The organism is Tamlana carrageenivorans, from assembly GCF_002893765.1.
Classification (GTDB): Bacteria; Bacteroidota; Bacteroidia; order Flavobacteriales; family Flavobacteriaceae; genus Pseudotamlana; species Pseudotamlana carrageenivorans.
Genome location: NZ_CP025938.1, coordinates 3750386 through 3774652, shown reverse-complemented (window position 1 = coordinate 3774652; position 24267 = coordinate 3750386). Strand labels below are relative to the sequence as shown.

Below are 24267 nucleotides of genomic sequence, written 5' to 3'. Positions count from 1 at the left end.
AGATTCATGAACTCCTTAATTTGAAATTTAAACTGTGAAATAAAAAAATGAATAACTTAAAAATATTTTCATTGTTAATTACTTTGTTGCAATGCTGTTTTATTTTTTATTTGCTTGTGCTATATTAGCATCCTATCTTAACCACACCTCTTATTAATGGCAGAAAACTCTAACTATACCGAAGACAATATTCGTTCATTAGACTGGAAAGAGCATATTCGTATGCGACCTGGAATGTATATTGGAAAATTAGGTGATGGGTCTTCGCCAGATGATGGAATTTATATACTTCTTAAAGAGGTGCTCGACAACTCCATTGACGAGTATGTCATGGGAGCTGGAAAAACGATTGAAATTTCTATTCAAGGAACGAAAGTTACGGTGCGCGATTATGGTCGTGGTATTCCTCTAGGGAAAGTTGTAGACGTAGTTTCCAAAATGAATACTGGTGGTAAGTACGATTCCAAAGCCTTCAAAAAATCGGTGGGTTTAAATGGTGTTGGTACCAAAGCGGTTAATGCCTTATCCTCATTTTTTAGAGTAGAATCTACACGTGATAGTAAAAGCGCTTCCGCGGAATTCGAACAAGGTAACCTTATAAATGAAGAGTTTTTAGAAGAAACTTCGCGTAGAAAAGGAACCAAAGTATCTTTCATTCCGGATGATATCATTTTCAAAAATTATAAGTTCAGAAGTGAATATATAGTGAAAATGCTTAAAAATTATGTGTACCTAAATCCAGGTTTAACCATAGTTTTTAATGGTGAAAAATATTATAGCGAACACGGTTTAAAGGATTTACTGAGCGAAAATATTAATGATACCGATCGTTTATATCCTATCATTCATCTAAAAGGCGATGATATTGAAATCGCGCTTACTCATAGTAAAACGCAGTACAGTGAAGAATATCATTCATTTGTAAACGGACAAAATACCACTCAAGGTGGAACACATCTAAATGCTTTTAGAGAGTCGCTCGTAAAAACCATAAGAGAATTTTATGGTAAAAATTACGATGCTTCCGATGTAAGGAAATCGGTAGTAAGTGCCATTGCCATAAAGGTGATGGAACCTGTTTTCGAAAGTCAGACCAAAACAAAATTGGGGTCTACCGATATGGGTGGCGAATTGCCAACGGTAAGGACCTATATTAACGATTTCGTAAAGCGGTACTTAGATAACTATCTGCATAAAAATCCAGACACTGCCGATAAGCTTCAGCGTAAAATTTTACAAGCCGAGCGTGAGCGAAAAGAGTTATCGGGTATACGAAAGTTAGCTAAAGACCGTGCTAAAAAAGCCAGTCTTCACAATAAAAAACTAAGAGATTGTCGCGTTCATTTTGGTGACACTAAAAATCCAAGAAACTTAGAAACCACTTTGTTTATTACCGAGGGAGATTCGGCTTCTGGTAGTATCACAAAATCACGAGATGTAAACACTCAAGCCGTTTTTAGTTTAAAAGGGAAACCGCTAAACTGTTACGGGCTCACCAAAAAAATTGTTTACGAAAATGAAGAGTTTAATCTGCTTCAAGCAGCATTAAATATAGAAGAATCATTAGAAGATTTACGTTATAATAATGTAGTGATTGCTACCGATGCCGATGTTGATGGGATGCACATCCGTTTGTTATTGATAACATTTTTCTTGCAGTTTTTTCCAGAGGTGATTAAAGAAGGCCATTTGTATATCTTACAAACGCCTTTATTTCGTGTAAGAAATAAGAAAGAAACCATTTATTGCTATTCTGAAGAAGAACGCAAAAAAGCCATAGAAAAACTTAAACCAAAACCTGAAATTACTCGATTTAAAGGTTTGGGTGAAATTTCTCCAGATGAGTTTAAACATTTTATTGGGGAAGATATTCGTTTAGATCCCATTATGTTAGATCATAACATGTCTATCGAAGATTTACTAGAGTTTTATATGGGAAAAAACACACCGTCTAGACAGGAATTTATTATTGAAAACTTGAAAGTTGAGTTGGATATTATAGAGTAAGTTTAATCGAATTTTTATCCCTATTTTTATCAAATATAAAGGATGAAATCGTAATAAATTTTAGTTAAAATTATTTAAGTAAATTATCTTTAAATGTAACTTTGTTGCTGCTAAAAAAGATAAATTAATTTGTAAAATAATCCCTTTTTAGGGAAGCAAAAAAACTTAAATAAGATGTTATATACTAAGAAAGAAGATTTAGAAGTGGTACGTTCATACGAGTATCTATATGTACACCCTGCTATCGAACAAGTTGCAAGATTACAAGCACGTGGCGGTAGAGTGATGCTTAATGGCAAACCAAAACCAGTTAAAAAATAATTAATGATTGAAAACGGCGACGATTTAATTAACGAACAAGACGAACCTCAAGAAACCATTACCCGAGTTACGGGAATGTATAAAGATTGGTTTTTAGATTATGCTTCTTACGTTATTTTAGAACGTGCTGTTCCTGCTATTGAAGACGGTTTTAAACCCGTTCAGCGTCGTATCATGCATTCCATGAAAGATTTGGATGATGGACGTTATAACAAAGTAGCCAATATCGTTGGTCATACCATGCAATACCATCCTCATGGTGATGCCAGTATTGCCGATGCCATGGTTCAAATCGGGCAGAAAGATTTATTAATTGATACCCAAGGAAACTGGGGGAATATTTTAACGGGCGACCGTGCTGCGGCCTCCCGTTATATCGAAGCTCGAATTTCTAAGTTCGGGCTCGATGTGGTTTATAACCCTAAGATTACCGAATGGCAAGCGAGTTACGATGGCCGTAGAAAAGAACCTATTAACTTGCCCGTTATGTTTCCGTTGTTGCTGGCACAAGGCGGAGAAGGAATTGCGGTTGGACTTTCTACAAAAATATTACCACATAATTTTATTGAACTTATTGATGCTTCAATAAAACAATTACAAGGCAAACGCTTTACTATTTTACCTGATTTTCCAACAGGAGGCGTTGCCGATTTTTCAAATTATAATGACGGATTAAGAGGCGGAAAGGTGCGTGTACGTGCTCGAATTTCGCAACTCGATAAGAATACTTTAGTCATTACCGAAATACCTTTTGGAACCACAACATCTTCGTTAATCGATTCTATTTTAAAGGCGAATGATAAAGGTAAAATCAAAATTAAAAAGATTGAAGACAATACGGCGGCAGAAGTTGAAATTCTAGTGCATCTTCCAACGGGATTATCGCCAGATAAAACCATAGATGCCTTATATGCTTTTACAAGTTGTGAGTCGTCTATCTCGCCATTGGGTTGTGTTATTGAAGATAACAAACCTTTATTTATTGGTGTTACAGAAATGCTTCGTCGTTCCACAGATAATACGGTGCAACTTCTAAAACAAGACCTCGAAATTAAATTAGGTGAGTTTGAAGAACAATGGCATTTTGCATCCTTGGAGCGTATTTTTATTGAAAATAGAATTTATCGCGATATTGAAGAGGAAGAAACCTGGAAAGGGGTTATTTCAGCTATTGATAAGGGATTAAAACCACATATTAAACACTTAAAACGCGCGGTAACTGAAGACGATATTGTGCGCTTAACCGAAATTCGTATCAAGCGTATCTCTAAATTTGATATTGATAAAGCACAGCAAAAAATTGAAGCCCTAGAGGAACAAATTGCTGAAATTAAGCATCACCTGGCACACCTTACCGATTATGCTATCGCTTATTTCACTAGGCTTAAAAAGGAATACGGTGAAGGTAGAGAGCGTAAAACAGAAATTAGAGTTTTCGATGATGTTGATGCAACTAAAGTGGTGATTCGAAATACAAAACTTTATGTAAATCGTGCAGAAGGGTTTATAGGAACCTCATTACGTCGTGACGAATACGTTTGCGATTGTAGTGATATTGACGATATTATTGTGTTTACCAAACAAGGGGTAATGATGGTCACCAAAGTGGACTCCAAAACCTTTATAGGTAAAGACATTATTCATGTCGCCGTTTTTAAGAAGAAGGACAAGCGCACCATTTATAATATGATTTATCGCGATGGAAAAAGCGGCCCTTCCTATATAAAACGTTTCGCGGTGACTAGTGTAACCCGTGATCGAGAATACGATCTCACTAACGGTACTAAAGGGTCTACTTGTTTGTATTTTTCTGCAAACCCAAATGGAGAGGCAGAAGTGGTTACCGTATTGCTTCGTCAGGCGGGCAGTATTAAAAAGCTTAAATGGGATATCGATTTTGCCGATATTCTTATTAAAGGCAGGGTGTCTAAAGGTAATTTAGTTACTAAATATCCTGTAAAGCGTGTAGAACTTAAGGAAAAAGGCGTTTCAACCTTAAAACCTCGTAAAATATGGTTTGATGATACCGTTCAACGCTTAAATGTTGATGGTCGTGGCGAATTGATAGGGGAGTTTAGAGGGGAAGATAAACTACTTATTATCACGCAATCGGGCATGGTAAAAACGGTTACACCGGAAGTAACTATGCATTTTGATGATAATATGATTGTCATGGAAAAATGGCAGCCTAAAAAACCAATTTCGGTGGTTTATTACAATGGTGAAAAAGAATTGTATTATGTGAAACGTTTCGTAATTGAGCAAGAAGGTAAGGAGGAAATGTTTATTCCAGACGATCCAAAATCACAATTAGAAATCGTTTCAACAGATTGGCGTCCTATGGCCGAAGTTGTTTTTGCTAAAGAACGCGGAAAAGACCGTAAAGACAATCTAGAAGTCAATCTAGAGGAATTTATAGCCATTAAAGGTATTGGTGCTCTAGGTAACCAATTAACTAAGGATAAAGTGAATCAAGTGAATTTAATGGAACCATTGCCTTTTGAGGCACCCCAGGAGGTTCATGCCGATGATATAGAGGTGGTTGACGAAACTGAAGTGTCTGATTCTGAAAATTCTAAGGATGATGAAACCCAAACCAAATTATTCTAAAACAAAAACTTTTGAATCTCTTTAAAAGCACCTATGTCGTGCTTCGTAGTATTATTGCTATTGTAATACCGCTACTTCTTGTTTTTGGTTGTGTCATTACTCGGTATGTCGAGAATGTATGGTCTTTAATTTTTTCTGTTGTACTTCCTGTTCTTGTTGTTTTAAATGGATTCCTTTTTGTAGTATTTATTTTACTTAAATCGAAGCGTGCCTTTTTTTTAGGGTTTGCTTTAGTGCTATATAGTTGTACTCATGTGTTTTTTTTCAAATATAATTTTGATAATCAAAGTATAGAAACTGAGAATCTGTCTGTATTAACTTATAATGTGAGAGGCGGTGGTGGTGCTGGTCATACTTCCGATCGGACACAAATGAAGCCGAGAATTAAAGCGTTAACCAATTTTATCAATAATCAAGATGCAGATGTTGTCTTGTTTCAGGAGTCTTGGTCGGTACGGAAAAATAGCTTTGAAAACTACCCATATGTTTTCGTAGGAAAACGTCGCGGCATTAGCAAATCTTTACAAGTTATTCTGTCTAAGTTTCCCATTGTACATACGGGTTATATCGATTTTCCTAATACAGCTAATAATGCCATGTTTGCCGATATTCAATACAACGATGTGCTTATTAGAATTTACAACGTGCATTTGCAATCGTTTAGCATGGAAGTGGATTCTAAGTTTTTTACAAAAAAAAGCTTAGAGTCGGTTTACCCTAAAATAAATGTGGCGCAAAAAATGAAAAGCGCGCAAACCCAATTATTACTTGAAAATATAAAAGGCTTCCAAGGAAGACATATTGTAGCAGGTGATTTTAATACCACACCTTTTTCTAAAACCTATCATTCTATAAGTCAAGGTAGGCAAGACACCTTTCTCGAAAAGGGTTCTGGTTTAGGTGGTACTTATCACTTACTAGGATACCCCATGCGCCTAGATTATGTGTTGCCTGATAATAGTTTTCAAATAGTGGCTCATGAAAATTTCAATTTAAAATGGTCAGATCATGAGCCTATATTGGTTCAATTAACTGTTAACAAGTCATCAAATTAAAATCTAGGTTCGCTTCAACTGTTTCTGAATTTTTTTAATGGCCGATTGAATCGATTTTTCAGGCTCTATAATATTGTAAGCACCCCAAAATCTAGGATCTGAAAAGCCTGAAGCTTTTTCGGTTAAAATAGTGGTGGGTCTTAAAACCTGACTTCTATTTTTTGCTAGTTTCGACTCTGCAATTTCCCAATCTGTTACGGCCATTTCACTATTTAAGGTATACGTACTATTAAATAATTTGCCTTCCCAATCGACTTTAAAAGTTAATGAAATATTACTGTAAGCATAATGCCATTTACCATCCTTTGTTCTATAATTTACACGGTAAGCCGTTTCAATAGGGTAAACATCGGCTTTTCTTGGTTTTTTTCTAACAAACATTTCACTCGATAATACTTTGTTAGTTACATTTAAACTGTAAACCGCGTTTGTTAAGGCGTAGGTTTCGGCATCAATAAAAAGTTTACCGTAAAACAGTGGTGTTGTAATATCAGCCTTTTGTTTGAAGTTAATGACATATATTATACGCTCATTTATTTTTGTAGACTTATCAAAATTAAAGTCATACATAGGCATGGTTTCTGGGGTAAAAATGTATTCTGGATATTTAATCATATCGGTATACAAATTACTAAAAGGTCCGCCTTGTAATTTGAGAGCAATGGTATCCAACCTTTTGTAGTTTGTTGTTTTGCGTGCTTTCACCAATTCGATATAATCACTTTTTACATTATTATACGGTTGTTTATGGATTTGAACAACAGCTTCAGACAGTGAGGCGTTTTTTCTGCGCTTTTTTATAGTTTCGCGGTAAAATGCCGTCATTAAAGTGTTTTCATTACTATACAAACTACTCTTTTTGCTTAAACAATTTAAAACTACTGCTTCGGCTTTTTTAGGAGTGGTTAAAATTTGAACAACGTCTAAAGTGGTGTTAACGGGTTTCAGTTTTACTTTTAGGTGTTTTTCAAAATCGGAAATCGGAAGAACAATTTTTTCGTAGCCCAAGTAAGAGATGGCAATATGGCCATCAGCGTATGTTTTAGGTATTTTTAATGTGAAATGCCCGTCGCTGTTACTTACGGTGCTAATATTCGAGTTTTCGAGAACAATATCCGCAAAAATTAAATCATTATTCGTCTCTGCATCAATAACTTTGCCTTCAATTTCTTTGAAGTGTTCTTTAGTGTCGTCTTCCTGTGCAATTATGGTGTTTGCTCCAAAAAGGAAAAGAACAAACAACAAAAAGACAGGGGAATAGATTAGTTTTTTCATAGTTTCGTTTTTTGTGAAGGAACAAGGCCTAATATACGAAAAATTCATGTAAAAAACTATATTTCAATAAGTTGAGTTACTTAATAGCTTCGGTTTTTGATTGATCTGTGAGGGTTTTCATAAAAGCGATTATGGCATGTTGTTCATCTTCAGGCAATTCTAAGTTGTTAAACGGTAAGGTTTGATGTTCCAAATTAAAGCCAAATCCAACGCCACCTCCTTGGTTATAAAAATCTACTACTTCTTCCAAAGTCGTATATACACCATTGTGCATATATGGCCCCGTAAGTTCAATATTTCTAACAGTTGGAGTTTTAAAAGCACCTATGCGTTCTTTCCTTTTAAAGAGGTCGTATCGTCCTAAATCGTCGTCTAGCCCTTTGTTTTCCTTAGTTTCTGGAACGCCAATAATTTCCAATTCCGTGTCGGTGAAATTTGGAGGAACCGTACCGTTAAACATAGGTGGAAAATGACATGTAGCACAAGCCGCTTTACCCATAAATAAATTAAAACCACGTTTTTCTTCTGTGGTTAATGTATTTTCTTGGTTGTTAATGTTCTTGTCGAATTTAGAATCGAACGTATTCAAGGTTCTGATGTAGGATGCTATGGCGTGTCTTATATTGAAATCTTCTCGTTTGTTGTGGTAGAGCGTATCTAAAACATATTTATACTGTTTATCGCTTTTAACCCTTGTTATTATGGAGTCCATAGACATGTTAAACTCATCATGATTATTCACCACGCCAACGATTTGCCCTTCTAAACTGCCCACGCGTGCGTCGGTAAAGTACAATTGCTGATTAGAAGCATAGGTAAGGGTAGGGGTGTTTCTTTTTTGACGCTTATCAAAAGTGACACGTCCGTCTGTAAAAGCCTTGTCTTTAATATGGCAAGTGGCACAGGCCATGTTTCGATCTTTGGAAAGGTTTTTATCATTAAAAAGTTGTTTTCCGAAGGCTACTTTGTTTGCCAAATTGGTAGTATCACTTTTATAATCTGTAAAGAAATCCATATTAAGGGTTTCTTTTGTAAACAAAGACGTGAGTTCGTTGGATAAAGCGAGGTTAAAAGGAAAGCTTACTTGCCAATCGTTTTGTGTATCTACTAAAAGTTTCAACTGCGGATGAATATGATTTTTAATGAAGGCATAACGGTCAAAAGTATCGAAGTCGGCATTTAGAGCGGTTTTAGCCTTTTCTATAGCACCTAAAAGTGATTTATATAAAGTTTTCGAAGTGAATTTGCTTTCTGAAAGTTTTATAATAGCTTCTAAAGTTTCATACGTGAACTGACTTTCTTTTAATGATTGTCCTAAAACAGGTGAATCAAATCCTGTAATTCCTGTTGTAGCGATACGCACTATTTGGTTTCGTAATAGCCAAATAATATGATAATCTTTTAAGTTTATATGGGTGTTATGCTCTATCAGTTTTAGTCGACTACTGGTCATATTAACGATTTCAGCAATTTTGATTGTATCTATTGGGGGTTCATGAAGCAGTTCCTCAATCACTTGAAATCCAAATGGGTTTCTAATTTTTATATCGGTGGGGCTATCTTCATGAACTTGTAAAATGTTTGGCGCATTTATCGATTTGTAATTGTTTTGATCGACATACGCTAAAATAGGTTCGGCCAATTTAAAATACTGTCTCGCTTTTTTGTAGCTATTAATTTTATCATTCGTGTTTTCAAAAGTATTAATAGCATCTAGGTTTACAATACTTTGCTTTATGTTCTTTAAGTAAATCTGTTCAATGCCATTTTCTGTAGCTTTTGTGGTTTCACTTTTGCACGCTAGTCCGGATAAAAGCAAAAGACATATACCAAAAGTATATGCCTTTGCTCTTACTTGAATTAAGAATATCTTCATGTTTTTTTATCGCTCTAATCCTGTAATTGTGAATAATGTAGAACCTTCTTTTCTTGAGTTGTTTACCGAGTTTGCTGTGGGGTCTGTAAATGCAGAACCATCAGCAGGCTCCCAACCGTGGTTTTGAGTGATCACTATAAATGTGTTTTCGCCGTTGTTTACCACATCAGTAACGTCAATCATACCTGTAATTTCCCAAGTGTTAGTTGTCGTTCCATAACCAGCAGCTGCAGCAGCATCTTGATCACACTCTAAAACGGTTTTTAATTCACCAGTGTTTAAGTTGTACTGGTACATTTTAGCATACCCTGAAATATTAGCGTTTAAATAAGCGTATCCATTAGGATCTTCTTGAATGTAAGCATAATTTTCGGTAACAAGGATGTTGTCTGGAGAGTGGAAGCCATCTGCCTTTCCACCAACTTTATCGCCATCTAAAATACAAGTGATTTTCGCAGCTCCAGCTGGATCCGTTTCATTTAAAACCACCTTGTAAACACGACCTAATAATGACCCTTTCCCAACTAAGTCGGCTCTATCTCTTCCTGTAACACAAAAATAAATTTCTCTTTCAGCAGCAGCCGAACCACGTCTATAATCGATATCTTCTAACCTTGAGAAGCCCATAATGCCTTTAGCTTTCGCTTCAGCGTCTAATAGATCGATTTGTGTTTCGTTAAGTTCTACAAACTCGGCATCGTATTCAACACCTTCAGCCATATCCATTTCAAAATCAATACCAGCCGTTGTTACTTTTAATCCGTAAATCTGGCCACTGTCTAGGTTTCCTCGTTTTCCAACGTACATCCCTAATTGTCCAGAAGGTACCGAGTTATCAGAGTGATCATCACCTATAAAAACTACGGTTTTATCTGAATAAGCATCTTTTCCGAGAATAACAGCATTTTCGGTAGACCATTCACCTAAACTAGGCAGTAAGATAGCTGTGTCAGCATTGTCAGCAGATTTATATGGGTTAGTAGCAAAAACACCTTTTGAAGAACCTTCCCATTCTCCTCCAGATAGGAAAAGTGGTCCAAAACCATGTTCTTCAGGTGTGATTAAAGACCCCGAACATTGAGCCGTAAAAGCCGTAGCAAAAGCATTTACTATGTACTCACCATGCATAGGTTTTAAATCTTTGTTTAATCTAATTCTTGCAATAGCAAAATCGGCTTCAATGTTATTAATTAAAGTAAAAGTACCATCATTTTCAGCTAAAAGACCAGCACCATCTGCCATAGAACCGTAAACGAAATCTGGAGTACTTTCTAAAACATCTTCAGAAGACAAAATTGGAGTTACTTCAATTGAAGTGAAAGCGGACTCTACTTTTAAAAAGTTAGGTGTTCTTGAAGTTTCAAGCGGAATCAAGTCTTCAACCGAATAATCGGCGCCATCCTCACCGTCTTGACCATCTTGTCCGTTTGTACCGTTAATACCATCTTTTCCGTCTTCGCCATCACAAGCGACTAACACCGTACTCGTGGTTGTAAGTACTAATAAAAGCAGTAAAAGTTTAAATAAGTTTTTCATAATTAAAAATTGATAATTTGTTTGGTTTATGTTTCTATCAAATGTATTATGAGTGCACGGGAAACGTGTTAAGTGATTGATGTTGAATGTTTATCTTAGGGTTAGTTGAAAGTTAATAAGGTTAAGTAAGGATTAATACATTACTTAGACAAAGCTTTAAACGTTACCTCAGTATTAATTGGCGGTTAAGCCAAATAGAAGCATCTTAACTTAATTTTTAGATTTGTTAAAATAGAATAACAGTATATTTACGTGATTTTTTACTAAACATGCAGCATAAAACCCTTCCTTTTAATAAAACCGGCTATTTTTCATCATTAATTTGTGACTATTTAGCTGAAAGTGAAACATTACAGCCGTTTTATAACAGGTTTCCGAACTTGGATAATTTTAAACTTCAAATAGAAGAAAAAAGTAAATCCTTTAGTTTGGAGTCGCGACAAACTTTGGTTTCCGTTCTAAAAGGGCAATATAAAAACCTAGAAACGTCTAAACTGGTATTAAGTCAGATTGAATTGTTGCAAGCGGAAAATACCTTTACCGTCACTACAGGCCATCAATTAAATTTATTTACCGGCCCCTTATATTTCTTATATAAAATTGTCTCGGCCATAAACCTCGCTAAAACCTTAAAAAAGGAACACCCCGAAAGTAATTTTGTGCCTATATATTGGATGGCTACAGAAGATCATGATTTCGATGAAATCAACTATTTTAATTTTAAGGGAAAAAAAGTACAGTGGAATCGCGAATCCACTGGGCCTGTAGGCGAATTATCTACAGAAGGTTTACAAGCCGTTTTTGATGTTTTTTCAGAAGAATTAGGCTCTACGACACATGCCGAAACCATTAAGGAACTTTTTAAGAAGGCGTATTTGGATCATGGTAATCTAGCTGATGCAACCCGTTTTCTAGCCAATGCTTTATTTAAAGAGTATGGCTTGGTTATTTTAGATGCCAATAATGCACGTTTGAAAAGGGATTTTATTCCTTTTATGAAGGAGGAACTTTTTAACCAAGTGTCGTTTCAAGCGGTTTCTAAAACCAATGATGCTCTTACAGAAGCTTTTCAAGACTACAAAATACAAGTTAATCCTAGAGAAATAAATCTATTTTACATTGAAAATCAGTTACGAGAGCGTATCGTTTTTGAAGATGAGGTTTATAAAGTTTTAAACACAAACATCCATTGGAACGAAGCCGAATTGTTACAGGAATTAAATGAAAACCCTCAACGCTTTTCGCCAAACGTTATCATGCGTCCTTTATACCAAGAAGTCATTTTACCTAACTTGTGCTATATTGGTGGTGGCGGAGAATTAGCCTATTGGTTTCAGCTGAAAGGCTATTTTAATGCTGTTGATGTGCCTTTTTCCATGTTATTGTTGAGAAACTCTGTTTTAATTCAGACCGAAAATCAGCTTAAAAAATTAAATAATTTAGATATTTCTACCCAAGATTTATTTTTGAAGCAAAGTACCTTCATCAATAAAAAAGTACGTGAAATTTCAAATATCGATATCGATTTCTCTGCTCAGAAAAAACACCTAAAAGAACAATTTTTAGCTTTATACGATCTGGCCGAACAAACCGATAAATCTTTTTTAGGCGCTATAAAGGCTCAAGAAGTAAAGCAATTAAAAGGCTTAGATCATTTGGAAAAACGATTACTGAAAGCCCAGAAACGAAAATTATCCGATGAGGTTTTGCGTATGACCGACCTTCAAAATGCGCTTTTCCCTAATAAGAGTCTGCAAGAACGAAACACCAATTTTTCTCAATTTTATTTGGAGTATGGTGAAAAGCTTGTGCCTAGCCTTATTGCAAACTTGAATCCTTTAAGTGGTGCCTTTTCGATATTGACTTTATAGTTTTCTAAAAAGCTTTTCGATTAATTGCTGTTAAAATTTCACAGTTTCTAATGATAAGCTTAATTTTGGATTTTTATATAAAATATAACTTAAATGCATAAGATTGACTTTGATTTGGTAGAGATGACTATGGATACCATGAAATATGTTATCGATAGAGTGTCCTCTACAACCACTAAAATTGGAAAACCTAAAAAAGCTGAAGAATTAAAGGCCTTAGTAGGCGAAACCGTTACCGAAAAAGGAATTGGTGGCGAATATGCTTTTAAGTTGTGGCGTAAACATCTTGCAGGGGCTAATGTGCCTGTGGATCATCCTAGAAATTTAGCTTTTGTACCAGCATCGCCAACCAGAGCAGCCATTATGTTCGATTTAGTTACAGCAGCCTCTAGTATTCATGGTGCGTATTGGATGGAAGGTGCCGGAGGTATTTTTTGTGAAAACGAAGCCATGCGCTGGATGGTGTCTTTAACGGGTTTACCTGAAGGGGCTTTTGGTGTATTTACAAGTGGTGGAACCGCCGCAAACCTTTCGGCTATTGTAACAGCTCGTGAATATTGGCGTAATAGTGATGCCGAACATAAATCTCAAAAAGGACTTATTATAACCTCTATTGGTGCGCATTCTTCGGTGAAAGCCATGGCTAAAGTTGCCGATATCGATGTGGTTCTTGTTGATACCGAAGATTGTTTGGAAAAAGCAGCGTTACAAGATGCTATAAACAAATTATCGCCTTTAGAAAAACAGCGCTTATTTGCTGTTGTGGGGACTGGTGGGACTACAAATGCTGGAATTATTGATGATTTGGAAGGTATCGCTGAAGTTTGTGAACAAGAAAATTTATGGTTTCATGTAGATGCTGCTTACGGTGGTGGGGCTTTAATGGCCGACTCGGTGAAACACTTGTTTAAGGGTATAGAAAAAGCTGATAGTATTACTATCGATCCGCATAAGTGGATGTTCTCTCCCTACGATTGTGGTGCGGTAATTTATAAAAATCCAGAATTAGCAAAGGATGCGCATTCCCAGGAAGGTTCTTATCTGGATATTTTTAAAGATGAAGGCGCTCATGGCTTTAATCCAACCGATTATCAAATACAACTAACACGCCGGGTGAGAGGCTTGCCTTTATGGTTTTCTTTAGCCATGCATGGCACCGATCGTTATAAGCAAGCTGTAGAACGCGGTATAGAATTGGCACAAATAGCAGGACGTTTAATTGATGAGATGCCTCATGTTGAACTGGTAAGAGATCCTAGTTTGTCATGCGTTTTATATAGAAGAATAGGTTGGAATCCAGATGATTACAAACATTGGACTTACCAAAATCATGAATCAGGATTTGCTTTAGTAACGCCAACCAAGTGGAAAACGGCCGATACTTTTGAAACCGTTTCACGCTTTTGCTTTATTAACCCCGATACCACCGAGGAAGATATTCGCATGATTTTAGAAACCATGGCTTAAAAAAAACCTCAAAAAATTGGTTCGGTAATTCGTCAATAAAAAATCAATTCATATTTTTGCGCATGCAACATGATAAGGTACTAATTTTAGACTTCGGATCGCAATACACTCAACTTATTGCTCGTCGAGTTAGAGAACTCAACATCTACTCCGAAATACATCCATTTAACAAGATTCCAACCAATCTAGAAGAATACAAAGCAGTGATTCTTTCTGGTAGTCCAAACTCTGTAAGAGGTGAAGACGCCTTACATCCTGATTTAAAGGGGATAAGAGGGGTGAAACCAATGCTTGCCGTATGTTACGGTGCACAATATTTAGCGCACTTTTCTGGTGGCGAAGTGGCACCTTCAAATACGAGAGAGTATGGTCGTGCGAACTTGTCATTTATTAAAAGTGAAGAAGCATTTTTTCAAAATATCAGTCAAGGCAGCCAAGTGTGGATGAGCCATTCTGATACCATTAAAAAATTACCAGAAAATGGTGTGCTACTAGCAAGTACCACCGATGTTGAAAATGCTGCTTATAAAATTGAAGGTGAAACAACCTTTGCCATTCAGTTTCATCCTGAAGTTTACCACTCTACAGATGGTAAACAACTCTTAGAAAACTTTTTGGTAGGTATTGCAGGACTTAATCAAGATTGGACCCCTGATTCTTTTGTTGAAGAAACCGTTGAGGCCATACAAGCAAAAGTTGGCGGCGACAAAGTTGTTTTAGGGCTTTCAGGAGGTGTAGATTCTACAGTAGCTGCGGTACTATTAAACAAGGCTATTGGAGCTAACTTATACTGTATTTTTGTGAATAATGGCTTACTTCGTAAAAACGAATTCGAAAGTGTTTTAAAGCAATATGAAGGTATGGGACTTAACGTTAAAGGCGTTGATGCATCCGATAGATTTTTAGCCGCTTTAGCAGGAATTGAAGATCCAGAATTAAAACGTAAAGCCATCGGAAATGCTTTTATAGAAGTATTTGATGACGAAGCTCATAAATTAGAGGATGTAAAATGGTTAGCTCAGGGAACCATTTACCCAGATGTTATTGAAAGTGTTTCTGCAACCGGAGGTCCTTCAGCAACTATTAAAAGTCATCATAATGTTGGGGGATTACCTGATTTTATGAAACTTAAAATCGTAGAACCTTTAAGAGCTATTTTTAAAGATGAGGTAAGACGTGTTGGTGCTACCTTAGGAATCGATCCAGAATTACTAGGTCGTCACCCATTTCCTGGTCCAGGGCTAGGTATCCGTATTTTAGGCGATATTACAGCCGAAAAAGTACGCATCCTTCAGGAAGTTGATGCTATTTTTATCAACGGACTTAAAACTTGGGGACTATACGATAAAGTATGGCAAGCTGGCGCCATGTTATTACCTGTTAACAGTGTAGGTGTGATGGGCGATGAGCGTACCTACGAAAAATGTGTGGCACTTAGAGCTGTTGAAAGTACCGATGGAATGACTGCCGATTGGGTAAATTTACCATACGAGTTTCTTCAAAAAACATCAAACGATATTATAAATAAAGTAAAAGGTGTAAACCGAGTAGTTTACGATATTAGTTCAAAACCACCTGCAACAATTGAGTGGGAATAAAGATGATGACTGAAACCTTTAAATTTTGTGATTTAGGATTAAATACATAATTTTGGTTTCAGCATACTATATGAAAAAAGAGAGAGGCTGTACAAAAAGTAAAATTTTCGTCAACCTGAACTTGATTCAGGTTCTTATAACGACTGGTTATCAGTATGATGAGATTCTGAAATAAATTCAGAATGACGTGTTTAATACTTTTTAGACGGCCTCTTTTTTATTTACATTTAATGTAATTCGGCGTAGGTATTTACGTTTTACTATCTTTATATTAGCAGATAATAACAAACTATGAATAGAATATTATTAGTACTGGTTTTTGTATTGACATTTACAAGTGTTAAGGCTCAAAATTTTAGCACACATAACGTTAAAGAAGGTGAGACTGTTGAAAGTTTAGCCAAGCGTTATTCGGTTTCAACTTCAGGTATTTATAAGTTGAACCCGGATGCTAAAAGCGGTTTAAAAGCGAATACGATATTAATTATTCCTATTTCTAAAGCCGAAAAGCCTGAAACAACAACTACTGTTTCAAGAGTGTTTCAGGGTTTAAAACCTCACCGTGTTAAGCGAAAAGAAACCTTATATAGCTTGGCTAAAATGTATAATGTTGAGGAAGCCGATATCAAAAAATATAATACCTTTTTATACTCAAATCCGTTACGAAAAGGAGATAAGATTCAAATTCCTGTATATAAAACCGTAAAGGTCGTTGAAGAAGTGAAGCCCACTAAAAAATACATCGTATTACCTAAAGAAGGGAAGTGGCGTGTGGCTTATAAGTTTGGTATCACTTTAAAAGAATTGGAAGCGCTTAACCCAGATATGGGGGAGGTGCTAAAGGAAGGCCAAATTCTATTAGTGCCTAACCTTGACGAGTCGGAAGAAAAAGTTATCGATGAACAACAATATAGCTATTATAAAGTTTTACCTAAAGAAGGCTTTTACAGACTTAAAATAAAATTAGATTTAGAACAATCGGAATTAGAAGCGCTCAATCCTGGTTTAGCGGAAACAGGATTGAAATCTGGTATGATTTTAAAAATTCCGTTTTCTGAAGCAGTAGCTCCTATAGTGGGAGGTTCGGTAGCCGAAAAAGTAAATCTTGTGGATAGTATTTCTAATCGTAAAACAAAACACATTGCTGTGATGTTGCCTTTCCGATTAAATCGTGTAGATTTTGATTCTGTCTCACATGCAAAAAACAGCATCAAGAGTGATCCGTATCTAAATGCTTCTTTAGAATTTTATTCAGGGGTATTAGTTGCTGTCGATTCCTTGAAAAAACTTGGGATTTCTTTGAAACTTGATGTTTATGATACCAAGAATAGTGTTAGTGAGGTGACTAAAATTGTGGAAGATCATGATTTTAAAGATGTCGATGCTGTAATAGGGCCTTTAACTTCAATGTGTTTTGATAAAGTAGCTGCGGCTTTAAATGCCGATCATATACCGGTGGTGTCTCCTATAGGTTTAAATTTAAATTTACGTGATAATGTTTTTCAATCTCGTCCTTCAGATGAATTGTTAAAACAAAAAATCGTCAACTTTGTAAAAGCCGATACACTCAGTTATAATGTATTAATTGTATCCGATTCTAATTCTTCAGCTATTGCTAGAGATCTTAAAAATGATTTTCCTGCAGCCAATCATGTCGAGTCGAGAAAAGGTAAAAATGGTAAGGATGAGTTTTTTGCTACCCGAGAAGAAATTAGTAGAGGCCTTAAGCCAGGAAAAAACTATGTGTTTTTGGAAACTAAAAATGATGGATTTGCCTCAAACGTAACGAGTATTTTGGCTTCTTTAATTCGTAAAGAAAATACAGAAAATCAGCATCAAGCGGTTGATATTATCTTAGTTACTACAAACATTAATATGGCTTTTGAAAGCGACCAAATTAATAACAGTCATTTGTCTAAATTACGTTTTCATTTTGCAACGGGATTATTGGAGTATAACGAAAGTCAGTATAATTCTTTTGTAAAAACATATAACCGTATTTATAACACAATTCCTAATAAACGCGCCGTAAAAGGCTTTGATTTAGCTATGGATGTTGTATTGCGTTTGGCTTCTTCCAACGATTTGTACATGTCTACTATTAATGCCCCGCTTACAGAATACGTTGAGAATAAATTTGCATATAAAAAACAGCCTTTAGGTGGCTATTATAATGATTCGGCTTATTTGGTAATGCATGATAATTTAACCATAGTTAAAGTTCAGGACTAACAGTTTATAAATTAAAAAGAAAACGGTATAAAAAGTCAATAAAATTTGATTGGTTGGTTTGAGGAGCAGGTCGAACCCTCAATTTGTTTTCAATGAGTTAAAAAATGTTGACTTCGGGCTCCACGCGAGAATGCGTAGGCTATTCAGACCGCCTCTTTGTAGTATTCTATTTTAAGAATATAACCTTAAATTAACCAATTAGTTAAAATTATCATGGTACCCAATCAACAGTTTTTAATCGATTTAGCGCATACCAAAATGCCTTTTGGTAAATATAAAGATCGGTATTTAATCGATTTGCCAGAGTATTATGTAGTTTGGTATCACAGCAAAGGTTTTCCAAAAGGTAAATTGGGTCTTATGCTAGAGCAAGTTTACGAACTCAAATTAAATGGCTTGGAAGATATTATACGTAATATTAAAAAACAATTTCCAAAATAACTTAAAGTTACAGGGATTAATCTGGGGTGTAAACTTGGCCCCGATGTGGTTTTAAGGCATCTCGTATGGGCCTCATGTCACTTTCATCGACAACCAAAAAAGCAATACTGTGCATGTCGCTTAAGTTTGAAACGCCCGTAATAGGAATATCAAGGTTTTCAATTTTAATATATTCTTTTAAATGAATATTATGGTGTTTTGCAGTTTGTTCAGCATTTGGCCCGTGAAAATCCCAAATAAGTTTGAGTTTACGCATGTGAATAGTTTAAAAATTCAAAAGGTAAAAGTACATAAAAGGGATGAAATATATAGTCCTTTTAATCGTTCATAAAACAACTTGCAATCTAGGTTTATATTGCTATTTTTGTACCTTTTGAAAATAATTTGAATCTATGAAATTAAAATATTTTTTTTTATTTTTTTCTTCAATTATAGCCTGTAATACTTGGGCTCAATCTGCTGAAGAAGACGTTTTATTTACCGTAGGAGATGATCCTGTTTATGCTTCCGAGTTTATTAGAGTTTACCAAAAAAACTTAGATCTGGTTCAAGATGAATCACAAAAAGATGTTGATGAATACCTGAAGCTTTTCACAAATTATAAGTTGAAAATTAAAGAGGCTAGAAGTCAGGGGTTTCATGAAAATCCAGGTTATAAAAAGGAGCTCGAAAGCTATAAAAAACAACTTGCTAAAAATTATATTTCAGATCCTAAAGTTACAGATGAATTGGTTGAAGAGGCCTATCAGCGTATTACTCACGATGTAAATGCGAATCATATTCTGGTGAAAATATCTGAAGACGCAAGTCCTGCAGATACATTGGCAGCATACAATAAAATAGTAAAATTAAGAGCACGAACTGAAAAAGAAGGCTTTGAAAAAGTTAGAAAAGAAGTGCATAATGGCAAAACCATCTACGGAGAAGCTTTAGGTTATTTTTCTGGTTTTAAAATGGTTTATGCTTTTGAAAACGTGGCGTATAATACGCCTGTGGGAGCTACTTCTCAGCCTTTTAGAACCCAATTTGGATATCATATTTTACATGTTATAGACAAAAGAAAATCTGAGGGAGAACGTGAAGTAGGGCATATTATGATTGCAACTGGACCTGAAGCAAACGATTCTATAGTTCATAAAGCTGAAATAAAAATTAATGAAGTTTATGCTAAAATTAATCAGGGAGGTTCTTTTGAGGCATTAGCGAAGCAGTTCTCGGAAGATACCAGCTCGGCGGAAAAAGGTGGAAAATTACGCCCTTTTAGTCGCGGACAAATAAGTGTCGAAGCGTTCGAAAATGTCGCTTTTAGCTTAGAGAATGAAGGCGCAATTTCAGAACCCTTTCAAACAAAATTCGGATGGCACATTGTAAAATTGTATCGAATTATCCCTGTATCCGATTTTGAAACAATGAAAACAGAGCTTGCCGAGAAGGTGAAAAGAGATTCCAGATCAAAAATTATTGATCAGGCTTTAATTGACACTTTAAAGAAAAAATATGAAATTGATGACGAGCAAGTATCATTATCCTATTTTGAATCGATTTTAAACGATAATTATTTTAAAAATACATGGGTGCTTCCTAGCGATTTTTCTTCAGAAAAAGTTTTATTAAACATTAAAGAAGAGCAAATCTCTTATCAGAATTTTGGTGATTATCTTTTAAAAACACAACGTCAAACTAGAAGAAAAAAGCCTCTTAAAGACCTTGTAAAGGAAAAATATCAAGCGTTTTTAAAAGACCAATTAATGGCATATCAAGAGTCGCATTTAGAAACCGAAAATGAGGAGTATGCTTCAGTGGTTCATGAGTACAGAGACGGACTATTGCTATTCGAACTTATGGAAAATACGATTTGGAATACGGCTCAAACCGATTCTTTAGGGGTGAAAAAATATTTCGAAACACATCAGTCAGACTATATGTTCCCAGAACGTATCGATGCGGTAATTGCTTCGTCTTCTAAGAAAAAAGACTTAAAAACCGTTTCTAAATTATTAGAACAGCAGGAAAATGTGGAAACTATAAAGTCTGCCGTAAATAAAAACGGCGATGTAAATGTTATCTTTACATCAGGTGTTGTCGAGGCTAATCATCAAGGTTTACCTAAGGATTTCGAGTTTAAAAAAGGTGTTTCAAAAATATTTAAACACAATGATGCCTTTGTAGTGGTTCAGGTTAAAGACGTTTTTCCTAAAAAACAAAAAACATTTGAAGAGGCAAAAGGCTTGGTAGTTAACGATTACCAAACTTTAAAAGAAGAAAAATGGATAGATAGTTTGGAGAAAAAATATCATGTTAAAGTCAATCAGGACGTTTTCAAAAAAGTAAAAAATCAACTTAAATAAAAAAGGTGCACCATAGAATTAGCATAATATTGTTGGGGTTTTTAGTAGTTTCTTGTGGTTATTTTAACAAATCGGAAGAAATAGACGCCGTAGCTCGTGTTAATACCAGTTATTTATATCAGGATGATATTAAAGGCTTGGTTCCTGCTGGCGCTTCTAAAGCTGATAGCATCTTAATTATTCATAATTTCATTAACCGTTGGGCAACGCAAAAATTGCTCGTTGATGGTGCTATGGTAAATTTAAGTCAGGAAAAACAGGATGCTTTCAATAAACTTGTCGAGCAATATAAAAACGATTTGTACACCAAAGCTTATGTTGAAGCCTTAGTAAAACGCAGTATTGATACCCTTGTTACTATGGACGAGGCCGATACTTACTATGAAGAAAATAAAGAGGTTTTCAAATTAAATGAAGAACTTATAAAATTTCGATACATCCATGTTGATGAACACCTTATTAATTATAAAGAAATAAATGAGCGGTTCCAGAGATACTCCCAAAAGGATAAAAAAATGTTGGATTCCATCTCTATTCAATTTAAATCTTATTCCTTAAACGATTCGATTTGGATAAAGTTAAGTCAGGTGATTAACAAAATTCCAGCGGTAAATACTGAAAATAAAAACGAATTGTTAAAAAAATCTAATTTTATACAGCTCAAAGATTCATTAGGAGTATATTTGATGCAAATTAATGATGTTTTATTGCGTAATGATACGGCGCCATTAGAGTATGTTAAGCCCACTATTGATCAAATCGTGATTAATAAGCGAAAGCTGGAATTAATTAAAGAGTTAGAAAAAGATATCACAAAAGATGCCATTAAAAATAAACAATTTGAAATTTATAAATAATTTGAAGCATATATGGATTTTTAGCATGACTTTCCTTTTTGTAGGAGTTATGGCTGGCCAAGAAATAATTGAAGATAAAGTGCCAGAACAAGCTGTTACAAAGATAGATTCTATTAAAACTAAAAATGCAAAAAAGGTTGATGGTGTTGCAGCAGTGGTTGGCGATTATATCGTTTTAGATTCTGATATTAAAAAGGAAAGAGAGCAAGTTAAAGCTGCAGGAGGTTCGTTAGAAGGGGTAGATGATTGCGAATTATTTGGTTTAATGCTAGAGCGTAAGTTGTATGCACATCATGCCATTCAAGACAGTCTTCCTGTTTCTGATGCCGAAATTAGAAAAAATGTAGACTACCAGATCGAGCAGTTTTTACAGCAAACTAACGGATCTATGGAAAGACTTTTAGAATTCTATAATAAAGAGGATGAAAAAAGTTTTAGAGACGATATGTTTGAAATTAATAAGGCCAATGAGTTGGCAAATAAAATGCAAGCACATATTGTTGAAAATGTTGAAATAACCCCTGAAGAGGTTAGGACCTTTTTTAACAGCCTTCCAGAAGACGAACGTCCAACTTTTGGAGCCGAATTGAAAGTAGCCCAAATCGTTGCCGAGCCTCAAGTTTCGGAAGAAGAAAAACAAAAAATTATTGATCGTTTAAAAGGTTTTAAAAAGGATATTATTGAGAATGGTGCGAGTTTCCGATCGAAAGCCGTGTTGTATTCCGACGACCCTGGATCGGCAAGTAAAGGTGGTAAATATACACTGAACAAGAAAAAGCCTAAAATGGTGAAAGAGTTTAGACAAGTTGCTTTTTCTTTAGAGGAAGGTCAGATTTCAGAGCCCTTTGCAACCGATTATGGTTACCATATCATCATGCTTGAAAAAATTAGAGGTCAGGAATATGATGTCGCACACATTCTTTTAATCCCTAAGGTTTCTCAAAAAGCGATTGATGAAGCGAAAGAACGTTTAGAGAAAGTTAGAAAACGTATTATCGATGGAGATATTTCTTTTGCTGAAGCAGCAAAAGAAGTGAGCGATGAAAAGGAAACTAAGAATGATGGCGGACAGTTAATAAACCCAACAACACAAGATTATAATTTTGAACTAACCAGAATGGATCCCGAGTTGTATTCTCAAATTCAAAACTTAAAGGACGACGAAGTAAGTTTGGTTTTAAAAGAAGAGGATAGAACTGGAAAAGTAAAGTTTAAAATTTTGAAAGTAACCGATAGAATCGACGAACATAAAGCTGATTACGGTAGGGATTATTTAAAAATTAAAGAGTTAGCGCTAGATCAAAAGAAGATTAAAGCAATTGAAGAGTGGCAAGAAGAACATATTTTAGATACCTATATAAAAATTAGCGGAGAGTACAGGAATTGCGATTTTACTGGAAATTGGTTAAAAAAATAAAATATGTCAGACGTATTAGCACTAGAATCATTCGTTAAACAATTCAAAGATTTAAAAACTGAAATAGCTAAAGTTATTATTGGTCAGGATGAAGTTGTTACCCAAATTTTAATTTCTATATTTTCTGGTGGCCACGCTTTACTAATTGGAGTACCTGGATTAGCAAAAACCTTGATGGTAAATACCATTGCACAGACGCTAGGCTTGGATTTTAAACGCATTCAGTTTACGCCAGATTTAATGCCTAGTGATATACTTGGGAGTGAAGTGTTAGATGAAGATCGTCGCTTTAAATTTATAAAAGGTCCTATTTTTTCTAACATCATTTTAGCCGATGAGATTAATAGAACACCTCCTAAAACGCAGGCAGCATTATTAGAAGCCATGCAAGAACGCGCTGTAACTGTAGCGGGACATCATTATAAACTTAGTTTACCTTATTTTGTTTTAGCGACCCAGAATCCTATCGAACAGGAAGGCACTTACCCGTTACCTGAAGCGCAGTTGGATCGGTTCATGTTTGCGATTCATTTAGATTACCCTACTTTCGATGAAGAAGTTGAAGTCATTAAATCAACCACCACCGATAGCACGGTTAAATTGAATACCTTATTTACTTCAGAAGAAATTATCGGATTTCAACACCTTATTAGAAGAATACCAGTGGCCGATAATGTCATAGAATATGCCGTAGCTTTAGTGGGTAAAACCAGACCAAATTCTGATGCTGCTCCAGAATTAGTGAAAAAATATATCGATTGGGGAGCAGGGCCTCGTGCTTCTCAAAATTTGGTTTTAGCAGCCAAAACCCACGCCGCTATTAATGGTAAATTTTCCCCAGATATCGAAGATGTTCAAGCTGTTGCCTTTGGTGTTCTAAGACATCGAGTTATTAAAAACTACAAGGCAGAAGCCGAAGGAGTTTCCGAAGAACACATTATCAAAAGCTTATTTTAACCAATGTAAACCTTACTGGTTTTACTCTTGTTTTTATAAAGTGATAATATCTTATAATGCTCCCATTTACTTGTGGTTTACGCGAGTTAAATAAACAATTCCATTTATCTTTAAAAAACAGGTTTCTTTTTCGGTTTATTGATTTGTAAAATCTTCAATAAGTTATTTGGAGCAGTTTGTTATCTTTTTTAACTCTAAGAAGAGAGCGATAAAAAAAACAAAATAAAGGAGTTTCACTATATAAATCCCGTAGATAAGAATCGTCAAACTCGATTTAGGTTCTAAATCAAAAAAATAAAAATGAAATGGGTGTAACATTTTTATTAATTCGCTAATTATTTATGAGTATTTATGTCAAAAATTAAATGATTTCAAATAAATATGTCACAATAATAATTA

General features: G+C 35.2%; 17 protein-coding genes. 13 read left to right on the top strand and 4 right to left on the bottom strand.

What is annotated here, in order from left to right; genetic code table 11:
- Window positions 1-156 precede the first annotated feature (156 nt).
- The 4 genes from C1A40_RS16595 (at window position 157) to C1A40_RS16585 (ending at window position 5993) form a co-directional block, all read left to right on the top strand.
- Window positions 157-2007 carry a DNA topoisomerase IV subunit B gene (locus tag C1A40_RS16595; protein ID WP_102996867.1) on the top strand — a complete coding sequence of 617 codons (1851 nt, stop codon included), beginning with the start codon at window positions 157-159 and terminating at the stop codon, window positions 2005-2007.
- A gap of 174 nt (window positions 2008-2181) precedes the next feature.
- Window positions 2182-2328, top strand: a complete 147-nt coding sequence (locus C1A40_RS18250) for a hypothetical protein (RefSeq protein WP_158651397.1) — start codon at window positions 2182-2184, stop codon at window positions 2326-2328.
- Window positions 2329-2331: 3 nt separating this feature from the next.
- Window positions 2332-4938 (top strand): DNA gyrase/topoisomerase IV subunit A, encoded by a 2607-nt coding sequence (locus tag C1A40_RS16590; protein WP_102996866.1) that lies wholly within the window; start codon window positions 2332-2334, stop codon window positions 4936-4938.
- An 11-nt stretch (window positions 4939-4949) separates the two neighbouring features.
- Window positions 4950-5993, top strand: a complete 1044-nt coding sequence (locus C1A40_RS16585; protein WP_158651396.1) for an endonuclease/exonuclease/phosphatase family protein — start codon at window positions 4950-4952, stop codon at window positions 5991-5993.
- A gap of 3 nt (window positions 5994-5996) precedes the next feature.
- Here the strand turns inward: C1A40_RS16585 and C1A40_RS16580 are convergent, their stop codons facing one another.
- The 3 genes from C1A40_RS16580 to C1A40_RS16570 all read right to left on the bottom strand — a co-directional run bounded on the left by C1A40_RS16580 (window position 5997) and on the right by C1A40_RS16570 (window position 10680).
- On the bottom strand, window positions 5997-7268 hold the full coding sequence (locus C1A40_RS16580) for a carboxypeptidase-like regulatory domain-containing protein (protein ID WP_102997250.1): 1272 nt from the start codon (window positions 7266-7268) through the stop codon (window positions 5997-5999).
- Window positions 7269-7344: 76 nt separating this feature from the next.
- Entirely contained in the window at window positions 7345-9144 is a 1800-nt protein-coding gene (locus C1A40_RS16575; RefSeq protein ID WP_102996864.1) for a cytochrome-c peroxidase, read from the bottom strand.
- 6 nt (window positions 9145-9150) lie between these two features.
- Window positions 9151-10680, bottom strand: a complete 1530-nt coding sequence (locus C1A40_RS16570; protein ID WP_199287722.1) for a PhoX family protein — start codon at window positions 10678-10680, stop codon at window positions 9151-9153.
- 269 nt (window positions 10681-10949) lie between these two features.
- Here C1A40_RS16570 and bshC point away from each other — a divergent pair, with 269 nt between their 5' ends.
- The 5 genes from bshC (at window position 10950) to C1A40_RS16545 (ending at window position 18289) form a co-directional block, all read left to right on the top strand.
- Window positions 10950-12551, top strand: a complete 1602-nt coding sequence (gene bshC, locus C1A40_RS16565; RefSeq protein ID WP_102996863.1) for a bacillithiol biosynthesis cysteine-adding enzyme BshC — start codon at window positions 10950-10952, stop codon at window positions 12549-12551.
- 93 nt (window positions 12552-12644) lie between these two features.
- On the top strand, window positions 12645-14018 hold the full coding sequence (locus tag C1A40_RS16560) for a pyridoxal phosphate-dependent decarboxylase family protein (RefSeq protein ID WP_102996862.1): 1374 nt from the start codon (window positions 12645-12647) through the stop codon (window positions 14016-14018).
- A 62-nt stretch (window positions 14019-14080) separates the two neighbouring features.
- Window positions 14081-15616 carry a glutamine-hydrolyzing GMP synthase gene (guaA, locus tag C1A40_RS16555; RefSeq protein WP_102996861.1) on the top strand — a complete coding sequence of 512 codons (1536 nt, stop codon included), beginning with the start codon at window positions 14081-14083 and terminating at the stop codon, window positions 15614-15616.
- A gap of 291 nt (window positions 15617-15907) precedes the next feature.
- Window positions 15908-17848 carry a PBP1 and LysM peptidoglycan-binding domain-containing protein gene (locus C1A40_RS16550; RefSeq protein WP_102996860.1) on the top strand — a complete coding sequence of 647 codons (1941 nt, stop codon included), beginning with the start codon at window positions 15908-15910 and terminating at the stop codon, window positions 17846-17848.
- A gap of 213 nt (window positions 17849-18061) precedes the next feature.
- Window positions 18062-18289 carry a DUF3820 family protein gene (locus C1A40_RS16545; RefSeq protein WP_102996859.1) on the top strand — a complete coding sequence of 76 codons (228 nt, stop codon included), beginning with the start codon at window positions 18062-18064 and terminating at the stop codon, window positions 18287-18289.
- A gap of 16 nt (window positions 18290-18305) precedes the next feature.
- Here C1A40_RS16545 and C1A40_RS16540 read toward each other — a convergent pair whose 3' ends face one another.
- Entirely contained in the window at window positions 18306-18545 is a 240-nt protein-coding gene (locus C1A40_RS16540) for a hypothetical protein (protein ID WP_102996858.1), read from the bottom strand.
- Window positions 18546-18681: 136 nt separating this feature from the next.
- Here C1A40_RS16540 and C1A40_RS16535 point away from each other — a divergent pair, with 136 nt between their 5' ends.
- Genes C1A40_RS16535 through C1A40_RS16520 form a run of 4 tightly spaced genes read left to right on the top strand, consistent with a single transcriptional unit; the run spans window position 18682 to window position 23868 of the window.
- A complete protein-coding gene (locus tag C1A40_RS16535) occupies window positions 18682-20637 on the top strand; it encodes a peptidylprolyl isomerase (RefSeq protein WP_102996857.1) in 1956 nt (651 codons plus the stop codon).
- 29 nt (window positions 20638-20666) lie between these two features.
- Window positions 20667-21494: a peptidyl-prolyl cis-trans isomerase gene (locus C1A40_RS16530; protein ID WP_422395614.1), complete on the top strand. Its 828-nt coding sequence runs from the start codon at window positions 20667-20669 to the stop codon at window positions 21492-21494.
- Window positions 21457-22911, top strand: a complete 1455-nt coding sequence (locus C1A40_RS16525) for a peptidylprolyl isomerase (RefSeq protein ID WP_102996855.1) — start codon at window positions 21457-21459, stop codon at window positions 22909-22911. Before C1A40_RS16530 ends, C1A40_RS16525 begins: the two co-directional genes overlap by 38 nt.
- Before the next feature lie 3 nt (window positions 22912-22914).
- The gene (locus C1A40_RS16520) at window positions 22915-23868 is read left to right on the top strand and encodes an AAA family ATPase (protein ID WP_102996854.1); all 954 of its coding nucleotides are present in this window, start codon (window positions 22915-22917) and stop codon (window positions 23866-23868) included.
- Window positions 23869-24267: the final 399 nt, after the last annotated feature.